Genomic DNA, 21,144 nt, shown 5'->3' on the forward strand with positions numbered 1-21,144 from the left:
CCTGATCCCTTCCCGAACTCAGAAGTGAAACGACGCATCGCCGATGGTAGTGTGGGGTCTCCCCATGTGAGAGTAGGTCATCGTCAAGCTCCTATTCCAAAACCCCTGGTCAGCGATGACCGGGGGTTTTGCTTTTGCGCGCGGAAAAGTGGCAAGCCAGCAGCGCTGCGGACGGTAATCGAAAAACTTCGAGAGCTGCCGGGCGGCGTACTTCCGAGGGCATGGGAGACGCGATTTGCACTGTGCGCTCGTCTACAATAGCCGACAAATCCAGCCGAGCTCATTCATGTCCGATACCGATGTCCGTGGCCTGCAGGATCTTCCCCTGGAAGAACTGGTTGCTTGCCATGAGTGTGATCTGTTGATGCGCCGGGAACCCCTGGGACCGGGCGAGAAAGCCAATTGTCCGCGCTGCGGTTTCGAGTTGGCCGCGCATCGCCATCAATGGAAACGCCGTTGCTTCGCGCTGGTTCTGACGGCGCTATTTCTCTATATCCCAGCCAATTTCCTGCCGATCATGAATCTCAGCCTGCTCGGCCAGACCCGCAGCGATACGGTCTGGACGGGAGTGCTCGGTCTTTACGACAGTGGCATGCAGGGCGTCGCCATCCTGGTATTCCTGTGCAGCATGGTGATCCCGTTGGTCAAGTTGCTCTGCCAGTTGCTGGTGATGATCAGCGTGCGTTTCGGCATCGCCCGTCACATCGGCATGCTGCTCTACCGCGGCTATCACCATCTGCGCGAGTGGGGGATGCTCGAGGTCTACCTCATGGGTATCCTGGTTTCCATCGTCAAGCTGATCGACATGGCCGACCTCAGCCTGGGCATCGGCCTGGCCTGTTTCGTGGCGCTGCTGTTCACCCAGGTCTGGCTGGAGGTCACCATGTCGCCGCACCAGGTATGGGAAGCGCTGGGCGGCGAGGACGACGATGCGCGCGCTTGATGCCGGAATCCTGGTGTGCGGCGAGTGCCACCAGTTGAATCGCGCCGACGGGGACGAGCATTCGCGTTGCAGTCGCTGCGGTGCGGTGCTGCACGCCCGGCGCCCAAACAGCCTCACGCGCACCTGGGCGTTGCTGATCACCGCGGCGATCCTCTACATACCCGCCAACCTGCTGCCGATCATGACGGTCAACCTCTTCGGCAGCGGAATGCCCGCCACCATCATGGAGGGCGTGGTCGAACTGGTGCATGCCGACATGTTCCCCATCGCCATGGTGGTGTTCGTCGCCAGTATCCTGGTTCCTACTTTCAAACTGGTGGGCATCGCCCTGCTGCTCTATTCGGTGCAGCGGCACCAGCCGATGTCGGCCCGCCAGCGTATCCTGATGTATCGCTTCATCGAATGGATCGGGCGCTGGTCGATGCTCGATATCTTCGTCATCGCCATCCTCGTGGCGCTGGTGAATTTCGGCAACCTGGCGAGCATCGAGGCCAACCTCGGCGCCGCCGCCTTCGCCAGCGTGGTGGTGCTCACCATGCTCGCCGCCGTGACGTTCGACCCCCGGCTGATCTGGGACAACACCAATCTGGATGACGAGAATGAGTGATCTGCCAAGTCCGAAGAAACACAAGACCTCGAACTGGTCGGCGATCTGGGTGCTGCCGCTGGTAGCCCTGGCCATCGGTGCCTGGCTGGCGTGGCGTGCCTTCGACCAGGCCGGCGTGGACATCCAGGTTCGCTTCGAGAGCGGCGACGGGATCCAGGCCAACAAGACCGAGGTGCTGTACAAGGGCATCTCGGTGGGCAAGGTGACCGACCTGCATGTCAGCAAGGACATCAAGGGCGTGGTCGCGACCATCGAGATCAAGAAGGAAGCCCAGGAATATCTGAGCAAGGACACCCGCTTCTGGCTGGTCAAGCCGCGGGTTTCCCTGGCTGGCGTCACCGGCCTGGAAACCCTGGTCTCCGGCGTCTACATCGCGGTCGATCCGGTGAAGGGCGAGAAGGAAGAACGCTACTTCACCGCGTTGAAGGAGCCGCCACCCCTTTCCGACAAGCTGCCCGGCCTGCACCTGACCCTCAAGGCCGATCGCCTGGGCTCCCTGGAGCAGGGCAGCCCGGTGTTCTACCGGCAGATCCAGGTCGGCCAGGTGAAGAGCTTCCAGCTGGGCGATGACCAGAGGACCATCGAGATCAAGGTGCACATCGAGCCGGCCTACGCGGACCTGGTGCGCAAGCACACGCGATTCTGGAACGCCAGCGGCATCTCCATTTCCGGCGGCCTGTCCGGCTTCAAGGTGCACAGCGAGTCGCTGCTGACCCTGGTCGCCGGCGGTATCGCCTTCTCTACCCCGGAGAACCGCACCGACAGCCCGCCGACCGATCCGAGCAAGCCGTTCCGCCTGTACGACGACTACGACGCGGCCCAGGCCGGTCTGCGCGTGAAGCTGAAGATGAACGACGTCAGTGGTATCGATCCAGGGCGCACCCCGGTGATGTTCAACGGCGTGCAGGTCGGCCTGGTCAAGTCGATCGACATGGGCAAGGACTACAGCAGCGCCACTGCCGACCTGGCGATGGATCCGCGGGTCGAGGACATGCTGCTGGAAGGCACCGAATTCTGGACCGTCAAGCCAAGCATCTCCCTGGCCGGCATCACCGGCCTCGAGGCCCTGGTGAAAGGTAACTATATCGACGTGCGCTTCGCCAAGAGCGGCGCGCCGAGTCGCGAGTTCACCATCCGCCCGAAAGCGCCGCCGCTGAACACCGACGCGCCCGGCCTGCACCTGGTGCTGACCAGCGACAAGCTCGGCTCGATCGATATCGGCGCGCCGATCCTCTACCGCCAGGTCCGCGTCGGCAGCGTGCAGAGCTACCAGCTGTCGCGCGACCGCCAGCGAGTGGTGGTGGGTGTGCACATCGAGCCGGAGTACGCGCACCTGGTGAATACCTCGACGCGCTTCTGGAACTCCAGCGGGATCACCCTGACCGGCAACCTCAGCGGCGTGCAGGTGAAGAGCGAGTCGCTGCAGACCCTGATCACCGGCGGGATTTCCTTCGACACCCTCGATCCGAAGGCGCCGACCGTGACCAAGGTGCGTCGCTTCACCCTCTTCGACAGCGAGGAGGCGGCGATGGCCCGTGGCGTGGAAATCCAGCTGAGCATCGACAATGCCGACGGCCTGCGCGAAGGCACGCCGATCCGCTTCAAGGGCCTGGACATCGGCAAGATCGAAAGCGTCGAGCTGAACCCGGACCTCTCCGGGGTACTGATGAAGGCCCGCCTGACTTCCGCCGGCGAGCGCGTCGCCCGCAGCGGAACCCGCTTCTGGGTGGTGCGTCCGGCGCTCGGCCTGCTGCGTACCGAGAACCTCGGAACCCTGGTCAGCGGCCCCTATATCGAGGCGCTGCCGTCGAGCACGCCGGGCGAGCGCCAGGCACGCTTCCAGACTCTCGCCGAAGCACCCAACCTGCTGGGTCGGGAAAACGGCCTGCGGCTGACCCTCAGTGCGCCGCGCAAGGGCTCGATCAAGCCGGGCAACCTGGTGACCTACCGGCAGATCCCGGTGGGCAAGGTCGTCGACCTGGCCTTGGGCGAACAGGCCGACCGGGTGCTGATCAGCATCCTCATCGAACCGCGCTACGTACCGCTGGTGCGTACCGGCAGCCGTTTCTGGAATGCCAGCGGCTTCGGCGTCGACGCCAGCCTGTTCAAGGGTCTGTCGCTACGCACCGAGTCGATGGAGGCGCTGATGGAGGGCGGCATTGCCTTCGCCACCCCGAACAATGCGCAGATGGGCGAGCCCGCCAAGCCGGGGCAGACCTTCGCCCTGTTCGATTCGGCCAATGACGAATGGTTGGAGTGGGCGCCGAAGATTCCTCTGAAGGAAACCGCCCGCCGCTGATTGTCGGACCGGCAAAAAGAAACGCCGCTTACCTGGGTAAGCGGCGTTTTCGTTCATGCCTGCCTGCTGGGAAGTGGGTGTCAGTGAGTGCTGAGATGCGCCCGGGTGGTCAGCAGGTACACCGGCAAGCCGGAGATCAGGATCAGCAGCGCGGCGTAGGGTGCGGCGGCAGCGTACTCCAGGTTGGCGGTGTGCACCCAGACCGAGGTGGCCAGGGTCGACAGCCCGGTGGGACCTAGCACCAGGGTGGCGGTCAGTTCCTTCATGGTGTCGAGGAACACCAGCACGAAGCCGGCGCCGATGGCCGGCGAGATGATCGGCAGGGTGATCCGCAGGAAGGCCATCAAGGGCGTCTGGCCGAGAGTGCGGGCGGCTTCCTCCAACTGCGGCGAGGCCTTTTCCAGGGCCACGCGGATCGGTGCCTGGGTCAGCGGCATGAACAGCAGGGCATAGGCGACCAGCAGCAAGCCGGTGGTCTGGTAGGTGGCTGGCAGGTAGTGCAGCGAGAAGTACACCAGCGAGAGTGCGATCACCAGTCCCGGCAACGCTTGCAGCAGGTACGGCAGGCGCTGGGTCCAGCGCGCCAGGGCGCCGGGGTAGCGCACCACCAGGATGCTTACCGGCAGCGCCAGCAGGCAACTGAGCAGGGCCCCGCCGAAGGCCAGCGACAGGGAGGAAAGCAGGGTCGAGGCGATTTCCATCAGCGGGAAGCTGGCCGAGGAGCCTTCGTACAGCCAATAACCGAGCATCACCAGGGGGATACCGGTACCGACCAGCACCAGCGTCGCCAGCAGCGCCTGGAGCGGCCACTTGCCAAGCCCCAGGCGGACCCGTTCGGCCCGCCGCGCGCTGCCCTGGCCGGTGCGTACCAGGCGGCCGCGGCCGCGCATGCGCAACTCCAGCCAGAGCAGCAGGAAGCACAGTGCCAGGAGTACCGAGGAGAGCATCGCCGCGGTGGCGTTGCTGAACTCCAGTTCGAACTCCTGGTAGATGGCTGTGGTGAAGGTCTGGTAGCGCAGGATCGACAGCGCGCCGAACTCCACCAGCATGTGCAGCGCCACCAGTAGTCCGGTGGCGGCCAGGGTCGGGCGCAGCAGCGGCAGGGTGACTCGCAGGAACACCTGGCGCCGCGACAGACCGAGCATCCGCGCCGACTCCTCCAGGGAAGGATCGATGCCGCGCAGGGTCGCTGCTACCGGCAGGTAGACCAGCGGATACTTGGACATGGTCATGACCAGGATGGCGCCGCCGAGGCCTTCATACATCGGGCTCAGCGAAACCCAGGTGAAACTGCTGACGAAGGCGGGGATGGCGAACGGCAGGCACAGCACCACGTTCCAGAAGCGCCGTGCCGGCAGGTCGCTGCGCTCCACGCACCAGGCCAGGGCCAGGCCGAGCAGGGCGCTGAGCAGGGTCACGCCGAACATCAGCCACAGGGTGTTGCCCAGCAAGCGGAATACGTAGGGGCGCCAGAGCAGTTGCCAGGCGGTGTGCCAGCCGGCGTCCCAGGCCTTGGCCGCGACGTAGAGCAGCGGCAGGCTGGCCAGCAGGGCGAGGAGCAGGACCGGCAGGAGCAGCCAGAATGGCGTTCGCCGGCACGAGCCCGTGCGCAGGCGCACGGGCGTGGAGGCGGCGCCGATCAATTCAGGCCAACGTCGCGTTCGAGGCTGAGGGCCTCGCTGGCCTCACCCAGATCGGCCGGGGTCAGTTTCGGTGGGTCCAGTTCGGCGAACGGCTTCAGCGCCGGATCGGCCTGCATCCCCTTGCGCATCGGGTACTCGGCGGACTGGCTGAGGATCGCCTTCTGGCCTTCCTCGCTGAGCATGAAGGCGACGAACTGCTGGGCTTCCCTGGGGTGCTTGCTGGACTTGAGCACTGCGGCGCCGGAGACGGTGACCAGCGCGCCCGGGTCCTGGTTGCCGAAGTAGTGCAGGCGCGAGTTCAACTCGCCCTTTTCCTTCTTCAGGGTGTACCAGTAGTAGTTGTTGATCAGCGCCATGTCGACCTCGCCGTTCTCCACGGCTTTCATGGCGGTGACGTTGTTGGTGTAGATCGAGCCGAAGGCCTTCAGGCCGGTCAGCCAATCCTCGGCTTCCTCCTGGCCCTTGAGCTTGATCACGGCGGCGACCTGTTCGAGGAAGGCGCCACTGGTGGGCACGAAGCCGAAACGGCCGGACCAGGACGGATCGGAAAGATCCATCAGGCTCTTCGGCAGATCCTTCTCGTCGATCTTCTTCGGGTTGTAGGCCAGTACCCGGGTGCGGGCGGTGATGCCGATCCAGTCGCCGTTGCCGCCGGCGTGCTCCGGCTCGACCAGGGCCAGGGTCTCTGGCTCCAGCTTGGCCAGCAGGCCGGCGCTGGCCAGGCGGATCAACGGTGGCGATTCCTCGGTGTAGAGCACGTCGGCCGGCGAGCGCGCGCCTTCCTCGGTGATCTGGCTGGCGAGCTGGCCATCGCCGCCCTTGCGGATCTTCACCTGGATGCCGGTCTTGTCCTGGAAGGCCTTGGCGATGGCGATACCGGTGGCGGCGTGCTGGCCATTGTAGAGGGTAAGGGTGACGGGATCGGCCGCCGCATTGAGGGAAAGCGAACCGAGCAGGCACGCCAGGGCGGCGTGGCGGAAACGGTTGAGAAGTCGAACAGGCATGGATTCTCCCCGTGGGTTACAAATGCGAATGTAACCAATTATATCTTCGTGGGAGCTTCGGGCCTATCGGAAAAGTCCACGGCCCTGTCAGGCAGGGCCGTGGCAGACGCTTCACGCCGGTTCGCCGGCTTCCTCCGGTTCGCTGGCTACGCGGGTTTCGCCGCTGGCGGCGGCATCCCGGCGACGGATGTATTTCCAGTCGGCTTCGTCGATATAGATGCCGTTCGGGCCGCTACCGCCTTCCAGGTCGATCGCCACGTGTGCGGAAACCTGCGGCTTCACGCTCGCCAGGATCGGCACGAAGCCCAGTTGCAGGCTGGTCTCCAGCAGCGCGGCCTGGTTGCGCTCGTCGATGTCCGCCGCCTCGTCCAGGTAGTAGGGCAGGCGCACGCGCCCGGCCTGCTCGCGGTCCATCAGGTGCAGCAACAGGTACATGTTGGTCAGCGCCTTGATGGTCATGGTGGTGCCGTTGGAGGCGGCGCCGTCGATGTCGGTGTGCATGATCGGCTGGCCGTTGACCTTGGTGATCTCGAAGGCCAGTTCGAACAGGTCCTTCAGGCCCAGCTGGTTGTGGTTGGCGGCGACCAGGCGGGCCAGGTATTCCTTGGCCTCCTCGTTCTTCGCGTCCTGCTCGGCGCTCTGGGTCAGGTCGAACACCGAGAGGTTCTCGCCTTCCTCGTACTGGCCGGCGCTGTGGATGATCTGGTCGATGTGCTTGAGCGCATCCTTGTTCGGCGCGAGGACGATGCGGAAGCTCTGCAGGTTGGAAACCTGGCGCTTGTTGATCTCGCGGTTGAACAGGGCCAACTGGTGTTCCAGGTTGTCGTAGTCGCTGCGGATGTTGCGCAGGGTCCGGGCGATGTCGGTGACCGCCGCGCGGCGCGCCTTGGCCAGCGTCAGGGCCTCGTCCTGGCGATGCGCGTAGGCGTTGATCAACAGCTTCAGGCGGCGCTCGGTGTCGTCTTCGCTATCGAACTTGGCGACGCCCTTCAGGCGCACCTGGGCGTACAGCGCCTCGATCTGCCCGTCGATGCGCTGCAGCGCCTGCCAGGTGTCCTGGTAGTCGTTGAGCAGCGGCAGCAGGTTGTCCAGCGAGTCGTCCACCGGCTCCATGAACGGCGTGCCGAAGGGCAGGTCGGCCGGCAGTAGCTGGCGGCGGCGCAGGGCATCTTCCAGGGTGCGCTCCTTGGCCTCCAGGTCGCCCAGTTGCCGGGCCACCAGTTGCAGGCGCGCGGAGAGTTGCTGGACGCGCTCGGCGAAGGCGTCGCTGGAGCGCTTGAGTTCGTCCTGGGACGCCTCCAGCTGGGCCAGTTCGGCGAGCTTCTCGGGCTCCTCGGCGGTCAGCGTCTGGGTGCGGCGGAAGTCTTCCAGGGCCTTCTGCGCATCCAGCACGTCCTGGTACAGCTTCTCCGCCTGGGCCTTGCTCGCGGCGCGGTCGGCAGCGACGCTCTGCTGGGTCTTGAGCTGCTTCAGCTCCTTCTCCAGGCGTTCCTTCTGGTCGCGCAGGGCGGCGCGGTCGGCCAGGGCCTGCAACGCCGGCGGTTCGATGTGCGACAGGTCGATGCTCAGTCCGGGAGCCTCGAAATGCTCGCCCTTGAAGTGGTCGAGGATGGCTTCGACGCTCTTCACCCAGACGTCGCCGTCATCCAGGTTCACCCCGTTCTCGCCGAGCGGCAGGCTGAACAGCGCGCCGTTGAACAGACGCATCAGGCGTTCCACGTCCTGCTGGCTGAACTCCTCGCGCAGGCGTGCGTAGCTGTTGTTGTCGGCGTGTTCGAGCTGCTGGCGGACGTTCTTCAGGCGTTTTTCCAGGTCGCGCAGGCGCTCTTCCAGGTCTTCGCTGGAGAACTGCCGCGAATGGGCCAGGGCGCCGGCCAGTTCGTCGTGGGCATCCTTGGCGGCGAGCAGCTGTTGTTCGAGGACCTTGGCGTCGTCGACCAGGGCGAAGCGGGTCTTGAGCACCGACAGCTCGCCGAGCCAGCGCTGGATGCCGGCGATCTCGCGCTCCAGGCGCATCAGCTCCTGGGTGCCGCCACGCTGTTCGTTCTGCAGGCCGTCCTGCTCGGCGCGGTATTGCTCGTGCTGGATCAGCAGTTCCTCGCGGCGCGCCCCGGCGTAGTCGTGCCAGGTGCCGAGCAGGCTGTCGAGCAGCGGTGAAAGGCGGTGCATCTTGCCGCGCAGTACGTCGCGCTGGGTCACGCCGTTGGCCAGGGCTTCCACCAGCGGGCCGGCGGCGACCAGCGCCTGGTAGTCCTGCTCCATCCGCCGCACGTCGCGGAAGGCCTCCTCGCAGGCGGCGATGTAGTCGACATTACCCGAGCGCAGGCTGTGCTCGAAGGCGTCGAGGAACAGCTGCTTGAGCTTGGCCGCGGTGATCTCGCGCATGTGCAGCAGGTTGATGAACAGCGAGCGGAAGGTCTTCAGGCTCTGCTCGCTGGTGGAGCGCAGCGGGATCATGGTCAGGTCGAGCGGGATCGACGTGTGCCCGCCGACCAGCAGGCGGCGCAGCTCTTCCGGCTTCACCTCGTAGGCCTTGATGCCTTCGCGCTCGAGGTTGGCGAACAGCTCGCGCTGGCGCAGGCAGGTACCGTTCTTCTGGTAGTGGTCCAGGCTCAGCTCGCCGGCGTAGGCGAAGAACTGGTGGCCGAAGCCGCCGCCCGGGCCGCGCCCGGCCACGCCGATCACGTGCGGACCGTGGGGCAGCATCAGTTCGAGGAGGATGTAGCTGGTGTCCGAGGCGAAGTAGAAGCGCCGCGACTGCTCCATGCTGTACTTGCCGAAGCTCATGTCCGACAGGCGGGCAAGGATCGGGAACTGCAGGGCGTTGATCGAGGCGCTCTTGCCCAGGTTGTTGGCGCCGTAGATCGACAGCGGGTTTTCCAGCGGGAAGATACCCAGGCTGTAGCCGGCGGTATTGAGCAGGGCGAAGCGGCGGATGCCGTAGCGGGTCTGGCTCATGCGTCAGCCTCCTGTTGCGCGTGTTCTTCGGCGATGGCGCGGGCGAGGGCGTCTTCCTCGCTCTCTTCGGACAACTCTTCGTCGCTGGCCATCAGCGGTTCGATCTCGCCGTCATCGACCAGCACCGGCGTCTGCAACGGCAGGTCGGCGTGCAGGCTGGCGGACAGGTTGCGGTCCTGCTGCACCGACAGGCAGACGTCGAGGAAACGGTGCATCGGCGGCATGAAGCGGTACACGCCGCTGTCCTCGGAGGCGAAGCCGAGCTGGGTCAGGCGGCGCATGACCTTCTCTTCCAGTTCTTCCTGGGTCTGCACCTCGGCCTGGAGGAACAGGTCGCGGTATTTCTCCAGCAGCGGCGGCAGCTCTTCGCGGCCGATGCTGCCGCCGTCCAGCACGGACAGCGGGTCGCGGCCCTGGTCGGCGAGGTGTTCGACGAGGATGAAGGTGAACAGCGCCAGGCGTTGGGCGGTCTTGTTCACCTGGGCGCCGACCTGCTCCGGGACGAAGTAGTAGAAGCCGCGGGTGTCGCAGACCAGCTCGAAGCCCATGGCGCGGAACAGGCCGCGGTACTGGTCCTGGTGCGAGGACAGCTGGGTGTACAGCTCGGGGTCGCGGTGGCTGATGTGGTAGCCCTTGAACAGCTCGCGGAAGATCGGCGCGAGCTGGGTCAGTTCGGAGAGATCAAGATGCATGGGTTTCGCTCGCGGAAAGGGTGTCTGCGTCCCTGGCCTGGCCCTTGTCCTTGGCGGCGGGGTTCAGGGCGAAGGAGCAGAGGCTGACGCAATGTTCGGTGGTTTCGTACTCGCGGCGTTGCAGGCGTTCGCGCTGGAAGCGCGCGTCGCGCGACAGCCGGGAGAACCAGTAGAGCAACTCGTCGGTGGCGCCGTCCGGTTCCTGGGCCAGCAGCCATTGCATGAGGTCCGGCAGCGGCAGCGCCGCCTGGCAGCGCTCGATCATTTCCCGCGCGGTCCGCGGTGGTCGCGCCGGCCCGTTGCTCTTGCGCGTGCCGCTGGACTTGGGGAACTGCGCCGGCTTCGGCTCGAAGCGGGCGAGGGCGAAGACGTAGCTCTCGACCTGCGAGGCGGTGCCGAGGAAGGTGCTCTGCGGCCGGGTGAACAGCGGCATCGCCGCCTGCGGCACGGCATCCAGGCCCTTGCGCCGGATCGCCGCCAGCGCCAGGGCGGCGCCACGGGTCACCGCGTTGTGCCGGCGCGCTTCCTCGCGCAGCGGCAGCAATAATTCGCGGGCGCGGCGCAAGGTCAGCTGGGCGTTGGTCTGCATCTCGAGGATGCGCGCGTGGGTGCGCAGCACCAGGTCGTCGTCGACCAGGTGGCCGAGGCGCTGCTGTTCGCCGAGCAGGCGCAGCAGGACCTGTTCGACCCGCCGCACGCCCTGCTCGAAGGCGCCGTCGGCGCTGACCAGCTGGATCATCGGCTCGACGTACTCGTCCCAGGTCGCCAGGACCTCCGCGTAGCGCTGCGCCAGGGGAATCTGCCGGTCGCTGGTCTTGGCCCGCTCGGCCACGCCGATCAGTGCCTGCTCGTCATTGCCGAGCTTCTTCAGTACATCGCGCACGCGCATGTCGAGCAGTCGCAGCTGGCGCGCCAGGTCCTGGCTGTCGCGGGTCTCGAAGGCGTCCTGGATGTACCCGGCGAGGCGCTCCAGATGGCGCAGGTAGGCCTCGATCTCCAGGCACAGACCAAGGCGATGCTCGTGGCGCAGGTAGGCGAGGAAGTCGTGGATCTGCGCGTTCAGCTCGAAACGGTTGGGGCTCTTGGCCACCGGGACCAGGATATCCAGGCGGATCCACTGGTCGAGCAGGGCGGTGATTTCCGCCGGGTTGCTTTCCGGTAACTGGGTGTTCAACTGGCTGCGCAGTTCCGCCAGGCTCAGGGTGCCGGCATCGAAGCGCTCGCAGAGAGGCTCGAGCAGGGCCCAGTGTTCGGCAAGCGCACGCAGTACGCGTCGGGGGTCGATCATCGGGAGGGCCGGTCCGTGGAAAAAGCGCCGATTGTACTGCAAAGGCACGGGCGACGCAGACGCCGCCGATGAGTGCGATGCAGGCCGTCGACACGTCTGCGGCGCAGGTACGGGCCCGGTATCGGTGGATGGCATCTGGCTATCACCGAGGTGTCGAAAAGCGGCAGTTTATGACTGCGTAAGGACTTTCCTGCCCCGCCTGGTCCGGGGAATGGGGCTTCCAGGGGCTGGCACGCTTTCTGCTGAAGTCCCCTGGCCTGTCTATTCCAAATGAATGCCGACTCTTGAACGACGCCGCCTACGCCGAGGCCCGCTGGGCCGAACTGCAGAACCAGGGTGACCTTGCCTGGGACCTGGATGCCATCACCAACCGCAGCGAGGCGATCGCCTTCCTCAAACGTTTCGAGAACCGCCTGTGCATCTACTCGGCCTATGTCGAGAAGCTCTACAGCAACTACAGCTTCGTGATTCCCGAGAGCGACCATGGCGGCATCACCATCCTGCCCAGCGAGCAGGCCTGGCACGACACCTTCCACGATATCCCGCTGGCCGCGGTGGAGCCCACCGGGATCCATATCCTGCCGGGCGAGACCATGGGCTATCGCGGGCTCTACCTGAAGATTCCCGGCGAGCACCGCCTGGTGGCGTCGAAGGAATTGCCGTTCCAGGAAGGGTTGAAACTGCTGATCCAGCGTTACCAGGCTCACGACGACGTGTTCCTGCCGATCCTGGTCAAGGGCGACCTGCGCGAGTACGAAGCGCGCATGCCCTCGCTACACCTGCACCGGATCAACCCCGCCCGCCTCAGCGCACACTCCCTGCTCAGCCTCAACGCCATCAAGGGCGCCATCGCCGACCATCTGATCGGCCTGTTCCGCCAGCAGTGAAAGGCTGACGTTACCCCCGTGTGACGATGGGTAACATCCATCCTGGCCGAGCGACCGCTCATCCGCTGCAGCGAGCGCGGCGACCGCGTCGTTCGCCGGTTTTTCTCGACTATGGGTCGGCCCCGATTCGCCCGGGGCTTTCTATAGTGACTACAGGTCGCAGTGTCTCTGCCGTCGGCCACGAGAAGAACAAGAGGTGAGCCCATGTCCCGTCGTCTGCCCTTCCTGCTGCGTTGCGCGCTGTTCTGCGGCGCCGGTCTGCTGGCTGCCACCGCCCAGGCGAGGATGGAGTCGCTGGACGACGACCAGCTTTCCGACGTGGTCGGCCAGGCCTTCATCAACCTCACCACCGACGCCGCCAACGGACTGAACTTCACCCGCATCAACTTCGGCGCCGACATCGAGACCCAACTGAACATGAAGAAGCTGCAGTTGGGCCAGTACAACCGCAGCGGCGAGCTTGCCGGCAGTGCCGACATCGCCATCGACAACTTCGCCCTGGGCACGGTCAACGACACCACCGGCGCGATCAACCCGTTCCTCATCAGCAATCCCTACATCGAGTTCGCCTACGACGGCAGCAAGATGGTCGGCATCCGTATCGGTTTCGGCGAAGCCAAGGGCTACCTCTCGGGCGATATCAAGACCCTCACCGGCAACGTGCCGGTGGACCTGTACGGCACCGGCAGCCAACTGGGAGGCAGCATTTCCTGCGGCCTGCTGGCCCTCGACTGCCTGGCGGCGAAGACCGCCATCACTCTCACCGGCAGCTCTCAGTACACCGCCCAGGCAGAGCTGGTGAACAGCTCCGGCAACCCCGACCCGATCCGCGCTGCCATGATCGGCCTGAAGAACGGCACGGCCCTGGACATGCACGACAGCACCATCATCGGCAGCCTGGTGAACGTCCTGCTGCCCTTCCTGACCTCCAACGACTGCAAGCTGATGGGCGCCCAGACATGCTTCAACCTGGCCCAGTACCAGTCGTTCCCGATCGGCACCGTGGATCCGAACAACGCGCAGAACTTCATCGACTCGTCGAAAGGCTTCTTCATCTCGATGCAGAGCCAGAACGTCCAGTGGCGCGACCAGCAGGATCCCTCCAAGCTGGTCGCCGCGCTGGCCGGTGCCTTCCTCAACATGTCGCGCAACGCCGATGGAACGGCGCCGATCAAGGTCGACTTCGGTCAGGCCTTCAATGGCATTCCACGGCAGGACACCTGCCTGGGCGGCCTGAACAAGGGCTGCTGAGATGAGTCGCGCCTGCCTGCTCGCGGCCCTGCTGGCCGCCCCCTTCGCCCATGCCGAGATGACAGCGCTCGACGACGAGCAACTGTCGGACGTGCAGGGTGCCGGCATCGGCTTCGTCCTCGACAGCGCCATGGTCGACGGCAACAAGGCCACCATCGCGATCAATGGCGTGACCAACACCGCCACCGGGCAGAACGTGCCGATCACGGTAAAGGAGCTGTACGTCGCCGCCACTGGCAGCAACAAGGGCAGCACCCTGGCGCCGGTGACTCTCGGCCGTCTCAATTTCCCGTTCAAGCTGAATCTGGCCAAGGGTTCGGTGCTGACCACCCAGCTCGACGACGGGCGGGTGGTCAGCACCTTGCCGGACACCGCGGACGTGATCGAGCTGGCTTTCCCCAGCCTGGTGAGCGGCGCCGGCGGCCAGCCGTGCATCGCTGGTTACGCCGGTGCCGGCAGCAACTGCTCGAGCCGGGCCAGCGAAAAGGTCGACGCCGGCATCCGCTTCGACTTCGGCGTCACTTCCACGCGCACCGATGTGCTCAACCTGGACTTCTCCGAACTGGCGATGGACGGTTCCTACCTGCGCTTCTGGGGCGCCAACGCGCGCAGCCAACTGGTTGGCGAGATGCGCCTGAACCTCTACGCCAAGACTTTCGAGATCATGTCCTGCGGTGCTGGCTCGCCCAGTTGCGTCAGCGCCGCCGAGCAGGCCGCGCGCACCGTCTACCTGACCAACGCCTATGCCAGCGTCGCGCTTGGCTACGGGAAGTCGCAGCCGTTGCTGTTCTCGGTCACCGCCGACGGCAACTTCACTTTCGAACTGCCCAAGCTGACCCTGGCCAACGCCGCTGACTTCTACGCCAATGCGCCGCGCACCAGCCTGGTGATCGAGAACCTCAACATCGGTGGTACCCGGCCAGGCTACGGGCAGGTACCGACCGGCGGCTACAACATGGGCCGCAACGAGATATCCGGGCTCAGCTTCAACTACCTGAAGGTGACGTCGCACAACCTCTGAGGTGGCGGCGGGAAACGAGGTACGCAGCACATGGCCAAGCAGACTCATCCACTGGCAGGCGGCATCGGCATCCTCGCGGCGCTGGCGCTGCTGTTCAGCGCTTCGGCCGGGGCCGAGTTGCGCTCGCTGGGCGATAGCGATCTGGACGACGTGGTCGGCCAGGCCGGGATCAGCATCAGCGCCTCGCTCAATCTCCAGGAAAATCCTTCGCAGACGCGCTGCGCCGGCGGCTGCGGCGCGCGCCTGGCGATCCAGCCGGCCGGCAGCGGCAACAACTACCTGGTGATCGACGATATCAGCGGCAAGTTCAGCTTCGACGAAGTCACCCTGGACGTGGTGACCATCAAGGACGGTTTCGGCGGCGACGGCGCCGCCTTCAACCGCCCGGTGCTGCGCGTCGGCCTGAAGGACACCAGCTTCCAGGACCTGCGCTTCACCATCGCTGGCGCCAACAAGGCGCGCGGTACCGATCCCGGGCTGGTGCAGACCAACCTGGTCAGCGCACGCATCGACGGCACCCTCAAGCTGCAGGGCAACGTCAATATCTTCACCGTCGCCCCGCGTTGAGGGCGAACCGTCGCATGGCGGGACAAAGCCGCTCCGCCGAGGTCGAAGAACCGCTATCATTGCCTGCCTGAACGCCGGGGGCGAAACCGTCCCCGCGCATCGCCTAATTGCCGGTGCCCGAGATTTGATCGAAGAACAGCGTCGCCGCGCCTTCCTGGGCGCGATGCAGATAACCAGTTGGCTGCCCCGCCAGCCGTTGCCGTTCGCCGCACCCTCGCGGCCGGAGTTGCTGGAGACCCCGCCCCGGGAAGAGCCGGCGGTGCCTGTGCGTGCGCGCGCCGCGATCGATGCGCCGCAGGCCCGCGTCCCGCAAGCCGAGGCGCCGGCCAGCGCGCCGAGCGTGGCTCCCGCCGCGCCCGTGGAAGGCCGCGGGATCCCGATCAGCCTGCCGAAGCCGGGCGCCCCGGCGGCGAAGAAAGCCGAGCCGGTCGCGCCGGTCGAAGAGGCCCCGGCCGAGCCGCCGGCGGTCCAGGCCCCGCCGCCGCGCTTCGCCTTGCAACTGCTGCAGGCGGGCTCCTGCACCCTGCTGGTCGAACTGCCCACCGGCGAACCCTTCGCCAGCCGCGATCCGGGTTACCTGCTGCTGCGCGACCTGCTGCGCGCCGCCGGCCTGCCGGACAGCCCGCGGCTGATCGGCGAACCGGTACGCTGGCCGCTGCTGGCGCGCGGCAACCTCGACCAGGGGCCGCAGGCGGCCCTGGAGTTCGTCCAGAGCTTCGTCGCCGCGCGCATGGAGGAGAGCGAGCGTAGCCGCTGCCTGTGGTTGGTCGGCCTGCCGGCGATCCGCTTCGCCGGCGAGGGCGACGAGGGCAGCCTGTTCCGCGAGCTGCAGGTGGACGGTCTGGGCGCAACCTGGGCCGTGCCAGGCCTGGAAGCCCTCATGGAAGAACCCGCCCTCAAGGGCGAGCTGTGGCGCGCCATGCGCCGTGTCCGTCAGCGCTGGTCGAGCGAGATTCAATGAGCGATGCGATTTCCTTCCGCCCGATGACCGAGGCGGACCTCGATGCCGTGCTGAAAATCGAATATGCCGCCTTCAGCCACCCCTGGACCCGTGGCATCTTCAGCGAAGGCCTGAAGAACTACCATTGCTGGCTGATGTTCGAGGGTAGCCAGCAGGTCGGCCATGGCGTCATCCAGATCATCCTCGACGAGGCGCACCTGCTGAATATCACGGTGAAGCCCGAAAGCCAGGGGCGTGGCCTCGGTCTGCGCCTGCTCGAACACCTGATGCGCGAGGCGGCCGGCCACCAGGCTCGCGAATGCTTCCTCGAAGTGCGCGCTTCCAACCAGGCCGCCTACCGCCTCTACGAACGCTACGGTTTCAACGAGATCGGCCGCCGTCGCGACTACTACCCCGCCGTCGGCGGGCGCGAAGACGCCCTGGTCATGGCCTGTACCCTGTTCGACTGAGGCTTGCTCCGCTTCCCTGCCGGCAACTAGCTATCACTTGGAGTAGCTGGCTGGCCTTCTGGCACCGCCGTACCCTTACCAGCATTCCGATTCTCGCCTGCATACCGCAGGCAGGTCCCTTCATGCGGTAACCCTTCGCGGGAGTGCGAAGTCAGGTCGACAGCGGCCGGTGGCAGGATGCGCAGACTGGAGCCCCCCATGTGCGACACCCTGATCCTTCGCCACCAGGGCCAGACCTGGTTCGCCAAGAACAGTGACCGCGAGCCCGCCGAACCGCAGCGTCTGCTGCGCCTGCCGGCGGTGCGCAACGATCCGGAAGCGCGCTTGCGCACCACCTATCTCGACATTCCCCAGACCGCCCAGCGACATGCGCTGGTGATCAGCCAGCCGAGCTGGATCTGGGGCGCGGAAATGGGCGTCAATGAGCACGGCGTGGCCATCGGCAACGAAGCGGTGTTCACCAAGCTGACCCGTCAGCGCGGCACCGCGCTGCTCGGCATGGACCTGCTGCGCCTGGGACTGGAGCGCGGCGCCAGCGCCCGCGAGGCGCTAGAGGTGATCACCGGGTTGTTGCAGCGTTACGGCCAGGGCGGCCCGGCCGGCTACCGCGACAAGCGCATCCGCTACGACAACAGCTTCCTCATCGCCGACCCCGGCGAAGCCTGGGTGCTGGAAACCGCCGGCAACCTGTGGGCGGCGAAGAAGGTCGAGCGCTGGGCCATCTCCAACGCCCTGACCCTTGGCCACGAATTCGACCTGTGCAGCCGCGACCTCGAGGACCAGGCTCGCCGCCAGGGCTGCTGGGATGGTCGCGGCGACTTCCACTTCGCGCGGGTCTTCGACACCCGCCTGCTACCCTGGGTCGGCGGCGCGCACCGGCGCTGTCGGATCAACCAGCGCTTCCTCGACAGCCTGCCTGGTGAGCCGGACTGGCACGCGCTGTTCGCCGCGCTGCGCCACCATGGCCCGCGCGGGGACCACTTCCGCCGCCACAACAACCGCCAGGTATGCATGCACGCCGGCAGCTTCTGGCGGCCTTCGCAGACCACCGCCAGTCTGGTCGCCCGCTTGCGCGACGACGGCCCGTTGCTGGCCGCCACCGGTACTTCGGCGCCGTGCCTGGGACTGTTCCAGCCGCTGTCCTTCGATCCGGCCTCCGGCGCCGCCGTGCTCAGCCAGCCGCGCGAGGCGGTACAGGAGTCCCCCTGGTGGCGCTTCGAGGCGGTGCACCGCCGCGCGCTCACCGACCGCGCCTTCCGCCGGCTCCTGCGCAGCGGCCGCGATTGGCTGGAACGGGAACTCTTCGCCGACCTCGAACAGCCCGACTGGCCGCGCCTGGCAGAGGATGCCGCAGCCTGGCACGCCTGTTGGCATGATCAGGTCGCCATGCAGCCGCTGGCGCAGCAGCGCTGGTGGCGTAGCCACGCCGCGCTGTGACGCTTGTCAAACGGGCATCGCCTTCCGTAAGGTGCTGCACCGGTCAAACGAGGGGCATGCCATGAGCGACTTGCAGCAACTGTTCGAGAACAACGTCCGCTGGGCCGAAGCGATCAAGCAGGAAGACCCGGACTTCTTCGCCAAGCTGGCCCGCCAGCAGACCCCCGAGTACCTCTGGATCGGCTGCTCCGACGCGCGGGTGCCGGCCAACGAAATCGTCGGCATGCTGCCCGGCGACCTGTTCGTCCATCGCAACGTCGCCAACGTCGTGCTGCACACCGACCTCAACTGCCTGTCGGTGATCCAGTTCGCCGTCGACGTGCTCAAGGTCAAGCACATCCTGGTCACCGGCCACTACGGCTGCGGCGGCGTGCGCGCCTCCCTGCACAACGACCAGCTCGGCCTGATCGACGGCTGGCTGCGCAGCATTCGCGACCTCGCCTACGAATACCGCGAGCACCTGGAGCAGTTGCCGACCGAGGAAGAGCGCGTCGACCGCCTCTGCGAGCTCAACGTGATCCAGCAGGTGGCCAACGTCAGCCACACCAGCATCGTCCAGAACGCCTGGCACCGCGGCCAGTCGCTGTCCGTGCATGGCTGCATCTACGGGATCAAGGATGGCCTGTGGAAGAACCTCAACGTCACCGTCAGCGGCCTCGACCAGTTGCCGCCGCAGTATCGCTTGAGTCCGCTGGGCGGTTGCTGCTGAGAGAGGCGGAAGCTCTTTCCCACGAGTTCCCCTCTCCCTGGAGGGACAGGGGAACTGTCGAGGACGGCTTCAGAACTCCACGCTATACGTCAGGCTGTAGGTCCGCCCCCGTCCCTTGTAGTCGAACAGTCCCGCTGGTGCGAGCCCGCCGTAGTAGACCTGCGCGCGTTGTCCCCAGACCGTGGTGTAGTCCTTGTCCAGCAGGTTCTGGATGCCCGCGGTGAGGGTGCCCACCGGCAGCGCCTGGGTGCCGAGCAGGTCGAACAGCGCGTAGCCGTCGATCTTGTTGCCCGGCTCGTCGTTCAGGTTGAAGGTGCGCACGCCCTGCAGGCGCAGGCTGCGCTGGTCGTCCTTCCAGCCGACGAAGGCGCCGGCCTTGGACGGGCTGGCCGAGGTCACGTCCTGCTTCAGCCAGCGGCCGTCGACCTTCTCCTGGGAGCGGATGGCCAGGCCGTTGACGCCGACCTGCCAGTGATCGTCCAGCCAGTAGGTAGCCTGGCCCTCCAGGCCGTAGTTGCGCTTCTTGGTGTCCTGCTGCAGCACCGCCAGGGTCTTCGAGTCGTACTTGATGCTCTTGTCCGACCAGGAATAGAACGCCGCCACCTGGGTATCCAGGGCACCGTCGGTGTGCCGCCAGCCCAGCTCGACCTGCTTGGTCTTGATCCCGTCCAGCGGCGAGTCGTTCACGCTGACCCCCTGCAACAGCGGGTAGTGGCCATTGCCGTCGGCTGCGCCGTAGCGTCCGAAACCGTAGTACTTGGCCGGATCCGGCAGCTCGAAGCCTTCGCTGTAGTTGGCCCAGACCTGTTGTTGCAGGTTCAGCTTGTAGATGGCGCCGACGTTGACCAGGTTGACGTCGTAGTCCTTGCTCCCGCCCGGAACCGCGTCGGCGGTCTTGCCGAGGCCGTTGGCGATGAGGATCTGCTGGTTCGCCGCAACGAAGTCGCTGACGTCGGTGCTCATCGACTGGCGCCGCACGCCGACGCTCAGGGTCAGGTCGTCGGTGGCCTTCCAACTGCCCTGGAGGAAGAAGGCGCGGCTGTCGGTATCGATGTCCGGGTAGCGGCCCAGCTTGGCCTGTTCACTGGCTACCAGCCCGCCGCTGGCGGCGGCGAGCGGCAGGTTGAAGAGCATCTGGTCGGACGTGAATTTTTCCCGGTCCAGGTCCACCCCGTAGGTCAGGCTGGCGCGCTCCCAGGTCTTCACCAGGGCCAGTTTCATCCCGTAGTAGTCGGTGTCCTGCTGCGAGGCCGAGTAGTAGGAGGTGCCGTAGTTGATCGCGCCGGTATTGCTGTAGCGGATGGTAGGGAAGGGATTGAAGGCCATCTTCTCGTTGCGGTAGTAGGCCTGCAGGTAGAGGTCGTGACCCAGCACTTCCGGCGCGTGGTAGGTGGCGTTGAACTGATGGCGCTTGCTCTCCGGCTCGCGGTCGAGGTCGACGCCGCCCTTGATCGAATAGGGTGCCCGTCCGCGCAGGGCATCGAAGTTGCGCCCAAGATCGAGGCCGCGGTCGCCGTCGTAGCCGGAGTCGTAGTACTGCAGGCCGAGATCGAGGCTGTGGCCATTGGCGAAAGTGAAGCCAAGGCTGCCCATCAGGTCCACCGACCTGTTGTACTGCAGGTCGGTCTGGGTGATGTCCGTCAGTACCTGGTCGCCACTGCCGTCGTAGGCCGCGCCGTTCTTCTGGTAGGCGATGGCCAGGCGGCCGTTGAACAGGTCGTTGCCGCCGCTGATCGACTGCGCCGCGCGCAGGTCGTGGTCCTCATGGCTCTGGAAGCCGCTGCGGGCGCCCAGCTCGGTGTTGAAGCGAGTGTCGCCGCCGACGCCCTTCTTGGTCACGATGTTGATGATCCCGCCGGTGGCGCCGCCGCCGTACACCGCGCTGGCGCCGGACATCACCTCGATGCGCTCGATGTTGAATGGGTCGATGGAGTCGAACTGCCGGCTGATGCCCCGTGAACTGTTCAGCGACACCCCGTCGATCATCACCAGTACGCTGCGTCCGCGCAGGTTCTGGCCGTTGTTGGTACGACCCTGGGAGCCGATATCCAGGCCCGGGATCAATTGTCCCAACGCCTCCTTCAGCGGCACGCCGGCCTGGGTCTGCTGGTCCAGTTGCTCGCGCTCGATCACCCAGACCGTGCCGGGCAACTCGCTGATGCTGGTCGGCGCGCGCGAGCCGATCACCACCATCTGCTGCTCCACCGGATCGGCAGCCAGCGCAGGAGCGGAAAACGAAGCGAAGAGGGACAGGGAAAGCGCCAGGGGAGCCGGGCGCAAAGGGATGGAGCGGGGCATGAGGAGATTTCCGAGTTGCTGTTGTTTTGATGGGCGGCAAAGCTAAACAAATCGATAATGATTATCAAATGATTCGAACTGTTTCAATGAGGCATGCCTGGCATCCAAAGCAAGATGAAATGCCTGACAC

General features: G+C 65.8%; 17 protein-coding genes and 1 rRNA gene. 12 read left to right on the plus strand and 6 right to left on the minus strand.

Annotated features, from left to right (window positions below):
• The 4 genes from rrf to FHW81_RS29540 all read left to right on the plus strand — a co-directional run.
• Positions 1–89 (plus strand): 5S ribosomal RNA (gene rrf / locus FHW81_RS29525); the annotation flags it as partial.
• 146 nt (positions 90–235) lie between these two features.
• On the plus strand, positions 236–943 hold the full coding sequence (locus FHW81_RS29530; protein WP_023187661.1) for a paraquat-inducible protein A: 708 nt from the start codon (positions 236–238) through the stop codon (positions 941–943).
• Positions 930–1,550, plus strand: a complete 621-nt coding sequence (locus FHW81_RS29535; RefSeq protein WP_003111274.1) for a paraquat-inducible protein A — start codon at positions 930–932, stop codon at positions 1,548–1,550. The genes FHW81_RS29530 and FHW81_RS29535 overlap by 14 nt, the downstream gene beginning before the upstream one ends.
• Complete coding sequence (locus FHW81_RS29540; RefSeq protein ID WP_003107435.1) at positions 1,543–3,849, plus strand: PqiB family protein; 2,307 nt, start codon at positions 1,543–1,545, stop codon at positions 3,847–3,849. The genes FHW81_RS29535 and FHW81_RS29540 overlap by 8 nt, the downstream gene beginning before the upstream one ends.
• An 80-nt stretch (positions 3,850–3,929) precedes the next feature.
• Here FHW81_RS29540 and FHW81_RS29545 read toward each other — a convergent pair whose 3' ends face one another.
• The 5 genes from FHW81_RS29545 to mksB form a co-directional block, all read right to left on the minus strand.
• Positions 3,930–5,468, minus strand: a complete 1,539-nt coding sequence (locus FHW81_RS29545) for an ABC transporter permease (protein WP_031643646.1) — start codon at positions 5,466–5,468, stop codon at positions 3,930–3,932.
• Between the two features lie 20 nt (positions 5,469–5,488).
• Complete coding sequence (locus tag FHW81_RS29550) at positions 5,489–6,496, minus strand: iron ABC transporter substrate-binding protein (protein WP_003095046.1); 1,008 nt, start codon at positions 6,494–6,496, stop codon at positions 5,489–5,491.
• Positions 6,497–6,607: 111 nt separating this feature from the next.
• Positions 6,608–9,454, minus strand: a complete 2,847-nt coding sequence (gene mksF / locus FHW81_RS29555) for an Mks condensin complex protein MksF (RefSeq protein WP_003111276.1) — start codon at positions 9,452–9,454, stop codon at positions 6,608–6,610.
• A complete protein-coding gene (gene mksE / locus FHW81_RS29560) occupies positions 9,451–10,146 on the minus strand; it encodes an Mks condensin complex protein MksE (protein WP_003095041.1) in 696 nt (231 codons plus the stop codon). The genes mksF and mksE overlap by 4 nt, the downstream gene beginning before the upstream one ends.
• Positions 10,136–11,434 (minus strand): Mks condensin complex protein MksB, encoded by a 1,299-nt coding sequence (gene mksB / locus FHW81_RS29565; protein WP_003095037.1) that lies wholly within the window; start codon positions 11,432–11,434, stop codon positions 10,136–10,138. The genes mksE and mksB overlap by 11 nt, the downstream gene beginning before the upstream one ends.
• 284 nt (positions 11,435–11,718) lie before the next feature.
• On the opposite strand from mksB, the gene FHW81_RS29570 reads away from it, so the two are divergent.
• The 8 genes from FHW81_RS29570 to can all read left to right on the plus strand — a co-directional run bounded on the left by FHW81_RS29570 (position 11,719) and on the right by can (position 18,716).
• The gene (locus tag FHW81_RS29570; protein ID WP_003095035.1) at positions 11,719–12,321 is read left to right on the plus strand and encodes a hypothetical protein; all 603 of its coding nucleotides are present in this window, start codon (positions 11,719–11,721) and stop codon (positions 12,319–12,321) included.
• 204 nt (positions 12,322–12,525) lie between these two features.
• Entirely contained in the window at positions 12,526–13,572 is a 1,047-nt protein-coding gene (locus FHW81_RS29575) for a DUF6160 family protein (protein WP_003106143.1), read from the plus strand.
• Position 13,573: 1 nt separating this feature from the next.
• On the plus strand, positions 13,574–14,593 hold the full coding sequence (locus tag FHW81_RS29580) for a hypothetical protein (protein ID WP_003095031.1): 1,020 nt from the start codon (positions 13,574–13,576) through the stop codon (positions 14,591–14,593).
• A gap of 30 nt (positions 14,594–14,623) precedes the next feature.
• Positions 14,624–15,160, plus strand: a complete 537-nt coding sequence (locus tag FHW81_RS29585; RefSeq protein ID WP_003141635.1) for a DUF6160 family protein — start codon at positions 14,624–14,626, stop codon at positions 15,158–15,160.
• Positions 15,161–15,419: 259 nt separating this feature from the next.
• Entirely contained in the window at positions 15,420–16,121 is a 702-nt protein-coding gene (locus FHW81_RS29590) for a hypothetical protein (RefSeq protein WP_003141633.1), read from the plus strand.
• A complete protein-coding gene (gene rimI / locus FHW81_RS29595; protein WP_003095025.1) occupies positions 16,118–16,570 on the plus strand; it encodes a ribosomal protein S18-alanine N-acetyltransferase in 453 nt (150 codons plus the stop codon). The genes FHW81_RS29590 and rimI overlap by 4 nt, the downstream gene beginning before the upstream one ends.
• Before the next feature lie 198 nt (positions 16,571–16,768).
• Complete coding sequence (locus FHW81_RS29600) at positions 16,769–18,007, plus strand: C69 family dipeptidase (protein ID WP_003113524.1); 1,239 nt, start codon at positions 16,769–16,771, stop codon at positions 18,005–18,007.
• A gap of 61 nt (positions 18,008–18,068) precedes the next feature.
• The gene (can, locus tag FHW81_RS29605) at positions 18,069–18,716 is read left to right on the plus strand and encodes a carbonate dehydratase (protein WP_003095021.1); all 648 of its coding nucleotides are present in this window, start codon (positions 18,069–18,071) and stop codon (positions 18,714–18,716) included.
• A 69-nt stretch (positions 18,717–18,785) separates the two neighbouring features.
• On the opposite strand, the gene FHW81_RS29610 is transcribed toward can, so the two are convergent.
• Entirely contained in the window at positions 18,786–21,014 is a 2,229-nt protein-coding gene (locus FHW81_RS29610) for a TonB-dependent receptor (RefSeq protein ID WP_023090880.1), read from the minus strand.
• Positions 21,015–21,144 lie beyond the last annotated feature (130 nt).

The sequence above is a fragment of the Pseudomonas sp. RC10-4-2 genome, from assembly GCF_050433085.1.
Classification (GTDB): domain Bacteria; phylum Pseudomonadota; class Gammaproteobacteria; order Pseudomonadales; family Pseudomonadaceae; genus Pseudomonas; species Pseudomonas aeruginosa.

Bases quoted from the DNA above. Each gene is read 5' to 3' on its own strand.
- FHW81_RS29585 (WP_003141635.1), top strand. From the start codon at position 14,624: ATGGCCAAGCAGACTCATCCACTGGCAGGCGGCATCGGCATCCTCGCG.
- FHW81_RS29610 (WP_023090880.1), bottom strand. From the start codon at position 21,014: ATGCCCCGCTCCATCCCTTTGCGCCCGGCTCCCCTGGCGCTTTCCCTG.
- mksF (WP_003111276.1), bottom strand. From the start codon at position 9,454: ATGAGCCAGACCCGCTACGGCATCCGCCGCTTCGCCCTGCTCAATACC.
- FHW81_RS29535 (WP_003111274.1), top strand. From the start codon at position 930: ATGCGCGCGCTTGATGCCGGAATCCTGGTGTGCGGCGAGTGCCACCAG.
- FHW81_RS29540 (WP_003107435.1), top strand. From the start codon at position 1,543: ATGAGTGATCTGCCAAGTCCGAAGAAACACAAGACCTCGAACTGGTCG.
- FHW81_RS29575 (WP_003106143.1), top strand. From the start codon at position 12,526: ATGTCCCGTCGTCTGCCCTTCCTGCTGCGTTGCGCGCTGTTCTGCGGC.
- mksE (WP_003095041.1), bottom strand. From the start codon at position 10,146: ATGCATCTTGATCTCTCCGAACTGACCCAGCTCGCGCCGATCTTCCGC.
- can (WP_003095021.1), top strand. From the start codon at position 18,069: ATGAGCGACTTGCAGCAACTGTTCGAGAACAACGTCCGCTGGGCCGAA.
- mksB (WP_003095037.1), bottom strand. From the start codon at position 11,434: ATGATCGACCCCCGACGCGTACTGCGTGCGCTTGCCGAACACTGGGCC.
- rimI (WP_003095025.1), top strand. From the start codon at position 16,118: ATGAGCGATGCGATTTCCTTCCGCCCGATGACCGAGGCGGACCTCGAT.
- FHW81_RS29600 (WP_003113524.1), top strand. From the start codon at position 16,769: ATGTGCGACACCCTGATCCTTCGCCACCAGGGCCAGACCTGGTTCGCC.
- FHW81_RS29580 (WP_003095031.1), top strand. From the start codon at position 13,574: ATGAGTCGCGCCTGCCTGCTCGCGGCCCTGCTGGCCGCCCCCTTCGCC.
- FHW81_RS29550 (WP_003095046.1), bottom strand. From the start codon at position 6,496: ATGCCTGTTCGACTTCTCAACCGTTTCCGCCACGCCGCCCTGGCGTGC.